We start from the raw sequence: 13092 nt of genomic DNA, 5'->3' as shown, positions 1-13092 counted from the left end.
GGGGAGAAAAGTCCCCCGGGTTTTAAATTTTTAATCTTAGTTTGTGATAACAAGCTCGGAATCTTTGTCGAAGAAGTGAGTTTTCTCCATATCGAAGTCAAATTTAACCGGATCGCCTGTTTTTGCTTTTGTGCCAGGATCAACACGAGCTGTGATCTGAGTTCCGTTTACATCGAAGTACAGGAATACTTCTGCACCAAGAAGCTCATAAACCTTAACTGTAGAAGACATGGAACCATTCGGTGTATCTGCAACGTCTTCCGGACGGATACCCATAACAACTGTTTTTCCTACATAGCCGCCATCTTTGAGAGTTTTTGCTTTAGCAGCCGGGATAACCAGTTCGTCTTTGCCTAATACTGCAACAACGTCAGAACCTTTTTCTTTGATCTCAACATCAAGGAAGTTCATCTGCGGGGATCCCATGAATCCAGCTACGAACAGGTTGCCTGGTTTCTGGTACAGGTTCTGTGGTGTATCTACCTGCTGAACAACACCGTCTTTCATAACAACGATTCTGGTACCAAGTGTCATAGCCTCTGTCTGGTCATGTGTTACATAGATGATAGTAGCACCCAGTCTCTGATGGATCTTGGAGATCTCGATACGCATCTGTACACGAAGTTTTGCATCCAGGTTGGAGAGCGGCTCATCCATAAGGAATACCTTAGGATTACGAACGATAGCACGTCCCATAGCAACACGCTGTCTCTGTCCACCGGAAAGAGCCTTCGGTTTACGATCAAGGAGTTTGTCAAGGTCAAGGATTCTTGCTGCTTCACGAACTGCTTTGTCGATCTCGTCCTTCGGAACTTTACGAAGTTTCAGTCCAAATGCCATGTTATCATATACTGTCATATGAGGATACAGAGCGTAGTTCTGGAATACCATTGCGATATCACGGTCCTTCGGCTCTACATCGTTCATAACTTTGTCACCGATCTTTAAGGTACCGCTGGAGATCTCTTCCAGTCCGGCTACCATACGAAGTGTAGTAGATTTACCACATCCAGATGGTCCTACAAAGATGATAAATTCTTTATCTTCGATTTCAAGGTTGAAATCTTTAACGGCTTCGAAACCGTTCGGATATGTCTTGTTGATATGCTGTAAAGATAAACTTGCCATTTCTTATTCCTCCAAAATAATTGTAGTAGTTTTTGCTTTCGTTTTGAACTGTTATCAGTATAGCGAAAACAAAAGACGCTTACCAGTGAAGATTTTTACAAAGATTTTGGTGGTTTCTTGACAGATTGACGAAAAGGGGGAAAAGCTTCGTCAATCCGTCAGATCCGGCGTTCATTTATGAACATACCTTCCAGTGGATGTGCATGGAACTGACGCTGGAACCATTCACATTTACACAGAAAAAGATAATAAATATTGAGACCGCATTCATGCAGTGTTTCATAGTTGCCCTGGCCCTTGGCGATGATGAGATCTGCTGTTTCAAGCAGTTTCCGTGCTTCCTCGCTGATATGCGGAAGCCAGGTGCCGCCGACATCATTGCCATTGCCGATGACTCTGGTAATCTCTGTAAGCCCGATCTCCTCGGCATCTTCCATTGTCGCATCGTTGATAGCAGGGAAACCGCGGACGATCACAGTGATGGCAAGCTCAGGATAGAATTCTTTCAGCAGTTTGACGACAAGCTTATCAAGTACAACTTCACCACAGTTATCTGTCAGGTAAACAAGCCTGGAGGCAGAGGCGAGTTCTTCGCGGAAGCGGCGGTATTCATTTTCGTCAAGTGGATCCTTATTTTCTTCATTAAGAAGAGAGAGGACAGTGGCAGAATCCACATTTGCAAGTGCGGCAAAATCAATATAGTTGCCGATACGTGCATAGAGAAGTGCCGTTTTCAGCGGATCGTCAGAGTTCCGGATCGTTTCCTCAAGAGATGGTTCCAGATCTAGCATGAGCTGATTGAATTCTTTCTTGATGGAAGAGTAATCTTCCATGGGCTGCTCCCAGAAATCGCTGAACATTTTTTTCAGATCAATGGAAATACTCGGGGCACAGTCGTCCTCGCCGGCATTTGCCATAAGCTCCATGACTTTTTTCATATATTCGGTTTTTCGGTCTGCGTCATCAAAATCACGGATCTTTTTTTCCTGCTTGTTGATGGCACAGCACATACAGAATGGATTCAGTTTCATGAGTTTCCTCCTTGGAACATAAAGTTTTGATACAGATATTTCCTATTATAAGGCTTCGGACAGAATAAGACAAGAAATATGGCAGAAGGCGTGTTTTTTGTTGAATATATTTAGCAATTACTTATCGAAAACCGCATGAATCGGGCAAATATCTATTTCTTTTCCTGTTGATTTTGTGTAGAATAAATAGAAGTAGAAAATCGCAGACTGGGAGATCATGCGGAACAGGGGGAATTGTGAGAAAGTGAATGAGATTGCAGATTTGCTGACAATACTTGGAAATCACTTTCCGCTGGTGGCAATTGGAAGCGTAGAAGCACTGGCGGCTGTATTTTTGCTTGCAAAAAGAGGGCGAAACAAGAATAAACAAAAAAACAGTTCCACACTTCGGGGTGGAGAGAGCGTATTTCTTAAGGAAATAAATTTCAGAGAAAATGAAGCCTGTGTTGTGATACGGCAAAGTGACAGAATGCCGGTTTATGCAACAGAAGGGACAGAGAAACTTCTTGGAGTTGGTTTACAGGAACTTCAGAATGATGTGACCTGCCTGGATCATAACCTCCAGACCGGAGAACACCGGAATGGCATCTGGGAACATTACCGAAACTGGGATGGTACACACACAGAAATTTTTGAATTTCCTATGAAAAATGATATCTGGCTTACGATGTCCATGAGCAGTGCATCTGACGGCAGATACAGTCTTCTTTCTTTTACAGACACCACGAAGCAGCATAACCAGATTGAACAGTACGAGGAACTGCTTCGCAAAGCCGAAGAAGAAAGTCAGTCCAAAACAACATTCCTGAATCGTATGTCCCATGAGATCCGGACACCGATGAATGGAATCATGGGTATGCTTACGCTGGCAGAAAGCAGTCTTGAGAGCAATGCTCCTTCGCGCACCTATCTGACCAAGGCGGAAGAACTTTCCGGGCATCTGCTGGCACTGATCAATGACATTCTGGATATGTCCAGGATCGAGGCCGGCAAGGTAGAACTTGAACACAAGAGTTTCAGCCTCAGAAATCTTGGCAGGCGGCTCTACGATATGTTCGCGAAGAATCTGGAAGCAGAGGGAATTCACTATGAGATCAAATTTGAGGATATGACCATAGATCATGTGATCGGAGATGAACTCAGAATCAGCCAGGTCATCATTAACTTCCTTTCCAATGCAATCAAGTTTACCCGCAGGGGAGAAATCACAGTTACGTTCCGCCAGATGATGCTTCAGGATGGAATGGCAGATCTTATGATCTGTGTCCATGATACAGGTATCGGAATGGAACCGGAATTTATCAACCGTATTTTCCGTCCATTTGAGCAGGAGAGTAGTGATACTGCAAGGAAATACGGTGGTTCCGGTCTTGGTATGGCGATCACCGATAATCTGGTCAGACTGATGGGCGGAGAGATCGTGGTAAGAAGCACTCCGGGAAAAGGGTCAGATTTCTCTGTATTTCTGCATCTTCCGGCAGCAGAAGAAGCTCTGGGCGATACAGGAACACAGAATTCAGAGCACAAGGCAGAACCGGAAGAAGACACCAATGCTTTTGCCGGACGCCGTATACTTGTTGCGGAGGATAATGATATCAACGCCATGATCGCAACGGAGATTCTGGAACAGATGGGTGCAGAAGTCGATCTGGCACAGAATGGTCAGGAAGCAGTTGACCGTTTTGCTGCACATCCGGAAGAGTATTATGATTTTATCCTTATGGATGTGCAGATGCCTGTCATGGATGGACGGACAGCAGCGAAACAGATTCGCCAGATGAACAGGGCGGATGCAAAGAGTGTACTGATCTTTGCACTTTCTGCAGATGCTTTTGTGGAGGACGAACGTCGTTCCATCGAGAGTGGTATGAATGGACATTATGCAAAACCGGTGGATTTCACCGCATTGCAGCATAATATAGGAGTATTCCTCAGAGAAAAAGAGAAGGGACTATCATGAACAAGAAAAAAATCGGACTTGCTGTTACAATAGTACCGGTTCTTGCAGCCGGCACCGTTGCCATAGCATCAGCTTATAAGTCAGGAACAGATTTCAAACCGTTTCAGAATGACCAGGAGATCCAGACGAATCAGGTCGTATTTGACGGTGACGAATCTGGCGTAGACCGTAAGAAGAAAGACGATAGCAAAGAAAGCAGTCTTCTCAAAGATAAACAGGACGATCAGGAAAAAGAAAGCACCGAGCTCAAAGACCAGGCGGACTATCTGTTTGAGAATGAACAGGTGAGTACAAAGGCAGTAGGACTTCTGGACGGAGAGAATACAGGAAGTGATATTCCAAAGCAGGATCAGCAGGAGGAAGAACAGCAGAAACCGGAAGAAACCTATAGCATAGTCAAAGATCCTTCCAAAGCGGATACAGAATTAAATGGTACCACGCAGAATGGAGGAAATGGAAGCAGCAGTAGTAATTCTTCAGGTACAGATAAGTCGGGAAGTTCCTCAGAAACTAAGAAGAATAACAGCAAAACAGACAACAACAGCCCTTCACCGACCAAAACTCCTGGTTCCAGTTCCGGAAACAATACAACAAAGACAACGCCGACTCCGGTGCCAACTTCAGCACCGGCACCGACTACGGCACCAGCACCAACAACTACACCTTCAAGACCATCCAGTTCAATCAAGGATCCGGAATCCACGAAATCAAATCCGACAATTGGAGGAGGTACCGGTCTGATCACATTCAAACCTTATGTAGAAGGGGTGACACCGGCATCTGATGATAAAGAAGACGGAAGTAATACAAGTATTGTAATTGAACAGTCCAGCTATAACAGCGGAAGTGTCCTTTATGAAGACCAGAAAGTGACAAAAAGGGATGTCTATAATTCACTGGATACGCTGGTATATGGCAAGGACGGCAACGGTTATCTGTGGGGAGCAGATGCACTGGATAAGTATATCCGTATTGAAGCAGTTTCGTTTGACGGCGGCCAGAGCTGGAAGACAGATTTCCCGTTAACGATTCCGGAAGGCCTCGAAGAAGGAAAGATGCTCATCCGTGTATCATACCGAATGTCAGCCAAAGATTCCAACTGGAAAAAGAAACTGGTTTCTTACATTCCAAAGGGAAACCGTATCTTTGTTCTCGCTAATCGGGTTGATGAAGAAGAACAGGTGATTCTTGAAGATGATATTCTGAATACAGAACAGCATCCGGAACTGGGAGAAATTTTCAACCTTTTCCGTTATCAGGACAATATTATATCCGGTAATCAGCTCACCAGCCTGTTTCCGGGATGGGAAGAAGACGGGGAACTGGTGCCGTGGCTTTATAAAGTCACAAAAGGTCGTCACATTCTGGAACCGGCAGACAAAATTCCATTGGATTCCAGATATACTGCCAAACTTGTCTATGAGTGGATGTCGGATAACTATGAGGTGGGCGACCAGTACATGAACCTCTGTTATCTTCAGACTCTCACAGGATTTACGGACAAGGCACAGGAAGCGTATTATATTGGAACTGATAAACGTCAGTACCGCAAGGTGAGTGTTCCGGAATACATACAGGCAGTTATTATTGATGCAGGTGCCGGGCTGAATACAGATTACCTTGAAATTCCGGATACGGTTCTGTACATTGAGGACACAGAAGGCGGACTGGATGTAGACCAGGGATATCTGGTAAGCTCCGGAAACCGTAATTATTCTGCTACAAAAGAAGGGGTTCTGACCAATAAAGATCAGACCAGCTACCTGGCAATTCCACATAAAATGGAAAAACTGACTGTGCCGGAAACCGTAACAAAGGTAAGCCTGACTGCTGACAACAATCTGAGTGAACTGTATCTTGAGGCAAGGACACTGGATCTGATGCCGGAGATCAGCTATCAGAATCTTCATGGATGCAAGACGATCATAGATGATAATCTTCTGAATGCTTTTCTTGAACAGAATTACAAGGCAGCAGAGGGAAATGATAATACAGTGGCAGCAGAAGAAAATCCTGAAATTACTTATACGGTACAGAATGAGGGAATTGTAAGTAATGAGAGAAAACTCCGCAAGATCCTTAATACAGGAAGAACGTCTTATGTTCTGCCAAACAGTGTAAAAGTCATTCAGAATGGAGCATTTGAGGGTGTGGAAGGGACTTCGACCCTTATTATGCCAGGAAACGGCAGTACAGTGGAGCTGGAGGCAGAATGTCTGTCCGACAGTCGGATAGAGATAATCCGCTGTTACTCTCAGGAACAGTATGATTCTGTGCAGGAACAGCTTCAGAAAGCCGGCGCGTCACCGGAAATTTCTGTAGAACTGCTTGGAACTTCTACAGAAGGCTATATCTACAGCAGCACGATCCGGAATGATAAAGAAGAGACAGTTCTGATCGAGGCACCAAAGGATATTACATATTTTGACGGTACAGTGACTGCTGCGGACGGAACGGTACTGACAATTAATGCGATTGATGATAATGCATTTGAAAACTGTACAGAGCTTATCTGGGCGATCCTTCCGGAAAGTGTCGACAATATCGGATATCAGGCATTTAAAGGATGTACATCACTTCAGGGCGCGCTGATCAATAACAAGGATACAATTACGATTGGGAATATGGCATTTGAAAACTGTGATTCGCTCAGATTTCTTGCATCCAATGCAATGACGGGTTATCTGGAAGATGACTCAGTACCGGAACTTCATGATTCTGCCGGGAACAGCATGGTATATGTACCGACGAATGCTGATGGATATTCTGCAAGATGCGTAAACTTTACGGAAGATTCCGGTGTTTATGGATACGATATCGTGGATATTGGCGGCGAAGGCAGAATGCTGTATGGCCTGAATGAATACGGAAGTCCGTGGCTTGCTATTCGAAGCGGACTCACGATGGCAGATCAGGTAGAACTGCCATGGACGACACAGGAGATTTTTTCCTATGCCATGGAAAAGACATGTTCCGAGAGTGGAAGTTTTACACTGAACTGGGAGGAACTTTGGGGACTCTGGGCATTTGACCCGGGGGCATTTGCGAATTCACAGCTTGGAGGAGATGTTATTCTCCAGGATAATCCGTTTGTCAGTTCTGACGTATTTGCCGGCTGTAAGAACATTACATCAGCAGTGGTACCGGGATACAGTATTCAGTTTGCGGAAGGCATTTTTGCAGGATGCAGTTCTCTTACCTCTGTGACATTAGGAGAGTTTGGATTAAACAGTTATCTGTATGCGAATGTTTTTGATGGATGTTCTTCTCTGACAGATATCACATTTACCGGAGGAGAACCGGAACTTTCCATTTATGGAACACAGCCGTTCCAGTTTAACAGTTACTGGACCAGAGAGGAAGAAGTGGAACACATTAAGCTTCATGTGATGGCGGGCAATGAGGCTGCTTTTGCCAAAAAGTGGCGTTATCTGTTCTGCGGATATTATGAGCTGGGCAGCGACACCGCTTATCTTCGTATGTGGTCCGACCTTCAGTGGGAATTTATTGACTGGGATACATGGGAGTTCCTGCCGGATGAACAGATTGACAGTATTCTGGAGCAGAGACTTCTCGAATCCGAGAATAATATCCGTACCATGCTCGGAGCAGAACAGGTGACAGAGCCAACAGATTTTTACCCGTATCGTTACAATTCCGGTGATTATGAGGTGACACTGATCGGTGCGCCGTCCTATATACAGAATCTGGACATTGCAGCCGAAAAAGAGAAAATGGAACTTCCACTGGCAACTTCCGTAAATTACATTGCGTCAGGAGCGTTTTCAAAATGCAGCAACCTGAGTTCTGTAACGATTCCGTCTACTGTCATCGGAATCAGCGAAAATACTTTCTCTGGTGTGAATTCAGAGAAACTGGTTCTTAATTTCCAGAGTGAGACACCGCTTAAGCTTCAGAGAAGTTCAGATGATACAGAATACAGTTTTGGTGTGGATGACAGTAAGCTTGAAATCCATGTACCGGAAGGCTGTGAGGCAAACTATATTGAGGAATGGCGTTATGCGCTGGCTGGTTATGCGGATCTGGATGCGGTAAAACAGGCTGTCATAAATGATCTGACAGGCGAGGATGGAACAGCTCCGACAGATGAAGAAATCGACAAAGAAATATCCAGGCGTCTCCTTCCGGCAGAAAACAGGATTCGCGTGATGATGGGACTTGATCCGAAAGAAGAGAAGAAAGAGACTGATACTTTGGGTGAAGAACTGTCCGGTAATGAAATCCCGAACGTTGAGGAAGAAGCAGAAGAAACACAGGAAACAGAGGAAACAGACGACAGTATATCCTTCGAAATTCCAGCAGAAGATGAGATTGTATCAGATCCGGAGCAGGATAATTCAGAAGATGACGGACCAGAAGACATAGAAGATACAGAAGATACATCAGAAGATGAAGAACCAGAAGCAGAGACTGACGTAGAAGGATCTGTGGAAAATGAGGAGGAAATACAGGAATGATCGTTGAACAATCCAGAGAAATCATAGAAGAAGTAAACAAAGCGTTCATTGGCAAGAATAATATCATCGAAAAAGTGCTGATGACGATCTACGCGGGTGGACATGTCCTTCTGGAAGACTGTCCCGGTGTAGGCAAAACAACCCTGGCCCTGGCGTTTGCCAAGGTTCTGGGACTGAGTAATAAGCGTATTCAGTTTACCACAGATACGCTGCCGTCAGATATCACAGGCTTTAATATGTACAACAGAGAAAAGAATCAGTTTGAATACAGAGAAGGAGCTGCAAACTGCCAGCTTCTTCTTGCTGATGAGATTAACCGAACTTCTCCAAAGACTCAGGCGGCACTTCTTGAGGTTATGGAAGAGCATACGATCAGCCTTGATGGTGTGACGCATGAACTTCCGGTTCCATTTGTATGTATTGCGACGGAGAACCCGCTTGGTTTTGCCGGAACACAGCCGCTTCCGGAATCACAGCTTGACCGCTTTATGGTGTGCCTTTCCATTGGATATCCGACACTCGAGAACCAGATGAAGATCATCAACGCGCAGCGCTACAGTAATCCGCTTCTGGATCTCAGGACTGTGACAAGTGCACAGAATATCCTGGAAGTCCAGAATTATCTTACTTCTGTCCGTATGACAGACAGCGTGCTGAAATATGCAATTCTTCTCTGCGAAGAGACGAGAGAACATCCGCTGGTAGAACTGGGTATCTCACCGCGAGGTGTTTCTGCTCTGGTGAAGATGGCAAAGGCAAGTGCTGTCCTGAACGAAAGAAATTATGTGATCCCGGAGGATGTGCAGAATGTATTTGCAGATGTCTGTGCCCACAGACTGGTCATGCGTCCACAGGCACAGGTGGAGGGAGTCACAGCAAGGGCGCTTCTGGAAGATATCCTTACCAAAGTCAGACCTGCATCAGCAGAAGAAAGGTAAGCAGATATGTGGAAAAATCGGTTAGGTTATATCCTTGCTTTTTCAGGATGTATGATACTGCTGTTTGCTTACAGCAGACCTTTTATGCTTTATTCGGTCGTTCTGCTTATGACGCTTGCTGTGGCAATGTATCTGTTCCTTCGAAGGGATATCCGGAGTATCGAGACAGTGTTGACAATTGCGCCGGCAGTTAAGGAAGGACAGGAAGTTTTTCTGTCTGTGGATATCAGTTCTGAACATTTTTTTCATGCGGCGGGTTATGTAATGGCAGAACTGGAGATCAGGAATGAAATGTTTGATACAGTAGAACACAGGAAGTTTCTGATGAGTCTCAGTGGCCGCAGAAATCATTTTGAGATTCCGGCAGAAACAGATTTCTGTGGAGAAACCTGTATAGAATGTCAGAATATCTGGATTTTTGACCTGTTCAAACTGTTCAGGGCCGGAGGGAAAAAGCCCAGGGCAATTCGGACAGTCGTTTATCCGGAAACGATGGATATCCGTGTGGAACTGGACAAAAACATGGCGGGTGCACCGCAGGAGGAAGGAATGATCCAGAACCGCAAGGGAAATGATCTGAGCGAGATCTTTGATATCCGTGAATATGTGCCAGGAGATGATATACGCTCGATCCACTGGAAACTTTCCAGTAAGACCGACACACTGATTCTTAAGGAAGCCAGCGATCCTTCTCACTACAATGTTGTAATCCTTCCGGATTTTGGACGTAAACAGCTTGGAGAGACAGTTTCAGCCAGGGAAGTGAATGCGGCAGTCGGGATTGGAGTGGCAGTCGGACAGCAGTTTATCATGAAAGGAGTTCCTTTCTGTATTGCTTTTCCAGGTCCAAATGGTCTACATCTGACGGAGATCAGGAATAAAAGTGACTATCAGAAGATGCTGACACAGTGGCTTGCCTGCCGGATCCAGGATAACGGTGGAGACGGATTGAAATATTTTGCGACAGGACATATGGAGAAATATTTTACAAGGCTTTTGATCCTTTCCGCAGGGAAATATGATCAGAATTTAAGTCTTCTGGATGGAAAGATCAGTATTACCGTCCTGAATGCGGTTCAGGACAGCACTACTGTGAATGCCAGCAAAAATGGAACCTGTCAGATTGTGGAGATTCCGGCAGACAATAAAAAAGATACGTATCGTATCATATGTTAAGGATCAGAAGAGAGAATGAGAAATAAAAAAGAACAGATTCCTGTTCAGAGACTTTATATGGACCGGAATCAAAACAGATACAAAAATATCATATGGATCACATTTCTGGCACTTCTTCTGACGGGCGGAATCTTTCTTGTCATAAGAGAAAGCTGGAAGGGACAGTTATCCGCGCTGCCTGTATGTATCCTGACGGCAGGCGCAGGGATTTTGTGCTGTGTTCTGGCTGAGATCATGAGAGAGAGAATGCGGTTTGCCACGGCAATTGCAGGACTGCCATGGATCGTGCTTCTGGTCTTTACAGGAGTTTTTCGTGGAGGCTGGACAGGCGCACAGGCATGGATCAATATGCTGATCAGCCAGTGGAATACTGCGAATGCGGGCGGTCTGGCATTATTTTCTGTGCAGGCGTCCATGCATGATGCATTTGTTTTTACATTGATCCTTGTCCTGGCAGTAGCTGAGATCTCCTGGTTTCTGGCAGATGGGAGACATCTTTTGCTGGCAAATATTTTCTGCATTCTGTGGGTTATCCTGCAGCTTTTGTGCGGGGTACTGAATCCTGCAGCCTGTGGATTTTTGTTTGCGGCTCTTTGTGGAATGTGTGTGTCCGATGATGAGATGATTTTTACAAGAAACAGGGCGGGCTGGACAATTGGAGTCCTGATCGTTTTCTGCATATTCGGAAGAGTCGTATCAGAGGAGGAAATTCTGGCAGTCAGTCAGTTTCGTGAATCTGTACAGGAAGAGATACACAAGATCCGATATGGAGAGGATACACTGCCAGAAGGAAATCTGTATCTGGCATCCGAACTTAAGGCGGATGCCAGGGAGATGCTTAAGTTAAAGACAGAGCAGCAGAAAACACTGTATCTCCGAGGTTTCGTCGGATCTGTTTATGAAGATGGAGTCTGGGAAGAACCGGCAGATGCTGTCTATGGCGGTGAGAATGCTGGAATGCTGGGCTGGCTTGAGGAAAATTCATTTGATCCGCTTTGCCAGATTTCAGATTACTATGCTCATAGTGATGAGGAAAAAAATCCAGACAAAAATGAGATCCAGATCCGGGTGACCGGAGCTTCACGTTACTATGTATATACACCGGCAGCTGTGGAAGATATCAAAAAAGGAAAACTGACTGAGGATAAAGACATCAGATTTTGTAACAAAGGTTTTTTTGCTGCACGGAATTATACGATAGAAGAAACTTCCGGAACAAGACCGGCAGAACTGATGGTGACAGATCCCTGGGTGAGTACACCGGAATCAGCAGAACAGAAGCAGTACAGTGAGACGGAAGCTGTTTACCGTGCCTTTGTTTATGATACTTACCGTGATGTGGATCCCGAAACACGCGATCTGGTCCAGCAGATGTTCTGGGATGATTACGAGTCAGACAGTGATGGGATTTACAGTTCCATCTGCCGCATCAGAGATGTCCTGAAAGAAAACGTTGAGTATACGGAGAATATAGAGGAAGTTCCGGATGGAGAAGACCTTGTGAGATATTTCCTTACAGGATCGCAGAGAGGAAATGCAATGCTGTATGCTTCCGCAGCTGTAGATGCACTGAGAGTCCATGGAATCCCTGCAAGATATGTGGAAGGATACTATATTTCGGAATCAGATCTCAAGAACAGCCAGAGTGAGGAGATCATCCTTACCGGGGAAAATACGCATGCGTGGGCAGAAGCATATTTTGATGGAATCGGATGGCTTCCGCTGGATGTGACACCGGGATACTATTATGATGCAGTTACTCTTCAGAAGATGGTAAGTACGCCGGATGTCGCACAGAAGAATGCTGTGCTTAAAGATAATTCTTTTGGCTCACAGGAGGTAACCGGTCTGGATGGAGCAGGCGGCAAAAGTGCCCGTGAGAGACTTACCAGGGCCGCACGTGATGTTGGTGCGATCTGCCTTGGGATCGTGGCAGTACTGCTGATCCTTTTTGTAGTGGTGATCATAGTGTGCGAAGTGATAAGAAATGTCTGCCTGTGGACTGACAGAAAAGCAGACAGGGGAGCTTCACCGAGAGAAAAAATACTGAGAACAGAGAAAAAGATCTACAGTTATCTGGCACTTGTGGGTATCAGGGCACGGCTGGGATGGAATACAGAGGAAACAGACAGGCTTATTGCAGACTTTTTTGAAGAGATCGAATCGGGAGAGTATACCCGTGTCTGCAATCTGATCGAAAAAGTGATCTATGGTGAGATCGAACTGGAACCTCATGAAGAACGAACCGTGACCAGTTTCCTGAATAAACTTCTGACCAGTCAGAAATTCATGGACAGGAGAGCCTGGCTGAGACGAAGATACACCTATGTATGGATGAACAGGAAGTAGAACAGGAAAGAGAATATTATTATTTTGCAATA

The 13092-nt window shown here is 45.1% G+C and carries 7 protein-coding genes; 5 read left to right on the top strand and 2 right to left on the bottom strand.

The window, feature by feature from the left end; translation table 11 throughout:
• Nucleotides 1–36: 36 nt before the first annotated feature.
• Nucleotides 37–1128 carry an ABC transporter ATP-binding protein gene (locus tag DWX28_RS06605; protein WP_118252220.1) on the bottom strand — a complete coding sequence of 364 codons (1092 nt, stop codon included), beginning with the start codon at nucleotides 1126–1128 and terminating at the stop codon, nucleotides 37–39.
• A 158-nt stretch (nucleotides 1129–1286) separates the two neighbouring features.
• Complete coding sequence (locus tag DWX28_RS06600) at nucleotides 1287–2159, bottom strand: damage-control phosphatase ARMT1 family protein (RefSeq protein ID WP_022213188.1); 873 nt, start codon at nucleotides 2157–2159, stop codon at nucleotides 1287–1289.
• 244 nt (nucleotides 2160–2403) lie between these two features.
• Between DWX28_RS06600 and DWX28_RS06595 the strand changes: the two genes are divergently transcribed.
• The 5 genes from DWX28_RS06595 to DWX28_RS06575 are packed head-to-tail and all read left to right on the top strand — an operon-like array spanning nucleotide 2404 to nucleotide 13060.
• Nucleotides 2404–4119, top strand: coding sequence for an ATP-binding protein (locus DWX28_RS06595; RefSeq protein ID WP_158565289.1), 1716 nt, complete (start codon nucleotides 2404–2406; stop codon nucleotides 4117–4119).
• Nucleotides 4116–8597, top strand: coding sequence for a leucine-rich repeat protein (locus tag DWX28_RS06590; RefSeq protein ID WP_022213190.1), 4482 nt, complete (start codon nucleotides 4116–4118; stop codon nucleotides 8595–8597). Before DWX28_RS06595 ends, DWX28_RS06590 begins: the two co-directional genes overlap by 4 nt.
• On the top strand, nucleotides 8594–9535 hold the full coding sequence (locus DWX28_RS06585) for an AAA family ATPase (RefSeq protein WP_022213191.1): 942 nt from the start codon (nucleotides 8594–8596) through the stop codon (nucleotides 9533–9535). The genes DWX28_RS06590 and DWX28_RS06585 overlap by 4 nt, the downstream gene beginning before the upstream one ends.
• A gap of 6 nt (nucleotides 9536–9541) precedes the next feature.
• Nucleotides 9542–10711 carry a DUF58 domain-containing protein gene (locus DWX28_RS06580; protein WP_022213192.1) on the top strand — a complete coding sequence of 390 codons (1170 nt, stop codon included), beginning with the start codon at nucleotides 9542–9544 and terminating at the stop codon, nucleotides 10709–10711.
• 15 nt (nucleotides 10712–10726) lie between these two features.
• Nucleotides 10727–13060 (top strand): transglutaminase-like domain-containing protein, encoded by a 2334-nt coding sequence (locus DWX28_RS06575; protein ID WP_022213193.1) that lies wholly within the window; start codon nucleotides 10727–10729, stop codon nucleotides 13058–13060.
• Nucleotides 13061–13092 lie beyond the last annotated feature (32 nt).

Source organism: Blautia sp. AF19-10LB, assembly GCF_003461245.1.
Lineage (GTDB): Bacteria > Bacillota > Clostridia > Lachnospirales > Lachnospiraceae > Blautia_A > Blautia_A intestinihominis.
Note: the sequence above shows the minus strand (reverse complement) of the source record. Positions and strands in the feature narration are given on the sequence as shown.

What these genes read in the sequence shown, in the direction of transcription:
- DWX28_RS06605 (WP_118252220.1), bottom strand. Translation starts at nt 1,128, where the DNA reads ATGGCAAGTTTATCTTTACAGCATATCAACAAGACATATCCGAACGGT.
- DWX28_RS06600 (WP_022213188.1), bottom strand. Translation starts at nt 2,159, where the DNA reads ATGAAACTGAATCCATTCTGTATGTGCTGTGCCATCAACAAGCAGGAA.
- DWX28_RS06590 (WP_022213190.1), top strand. Translation starts at nt 4,116, where the DNA reads ATGAACAAGAAAAAAATCGGACTTGCTGTTACAATAGTACCGGTTCTT.
- DWX28_RS06585 (WP_022213191.1), top strand. Translation starts at nt 8,594, where the DNA reads ATGATCGTTGAACAATCCAGAGAAATCATAGAAGAAGTAAACAAAGCG.
- DWX28_RS06580 (WP_022213192.1), top strand. Translation starts at nt 9,542, where the DNA reads ATGTGGAAAAATCGGTTAGGTTATATCCTTGCTTTTTCAGGATGTATG.
- DWX28_RS06575 (WP_022213193.1), top strand. Translation starts at nt 10,727, where the DNA reads ATGAGAAATAAAAAAGAACAGATTCCTGTTCAGAGACTTTATATGGAC.